We start from the raw sequence: 612 nt of genomic DNA on the forward strand, positions 1-612 counted from the left end.
TCTTATTTTCTAAGAGACTTTTTCAATGAAACTAAACTATCAAGAATAATAACAATAAAATTTCCTATTTTATACAGTAATCAATAAAATATATTTATTTGTTTAAAAAATATTTATAATAATATTTTATGATTTCAATCATTAATAATAAAGGAGTTTTTATGTCTTATTTAACTGGGGGGGGGGGATACGATAAATTCTACCCAAGGGAAAAATCTTAATCATTCTGATTCTACTCAAACTATTAAAAAAACTTTCTTGTCTTTAGCAACTATATCTTTTTTAGCTACTTGTGCTAATGCTAGTATAGTAACTATAAGTGATCAAGCTTCTAATGGTTCTATAAAAATAACTAAAGCTAAAGATCCTAAAGTATTTAAAGAAAAACAAGTAAAAAATTCAAAAAGTATTAGTGGTGGTGGTTGTAGTGATAGTAGTACAGAGTGTACTATAAATAACAGCCAAAATGGAACAGTAACCATAGGTAATGGTGGTGGAACTTTAACTATAGGAGATCAAGGTACTATACAAGTCGGTAGTAGTGGTTTTGGTGTAAATGTTGATGGTGCTAATTCTAATGTAACCATAGTAAATAAAGGTAGTATACATGGT

The 612-nt window shown here is 27.5% G+C and carries 1 pseudogene; it reads left to right on the forward strand.

Annotated elements, in window-relative coordinates:
• Window positions 1-258 precede the first annotated feature (258 nt).
• A pseudogene (locus CAMP18498_RS07915) lies at window positions 259-612 on the forward strand (hypothetical protein); the annotation flags it as partial.

Source organism: Campylobacter sp. W0066.2 (assembly GCF_024723515.1).
GTDB lineage: Bacteria > Campylobacterota > Campylobacteria > Campylobacterales > Campylobacteraceae > Campylobacter_D.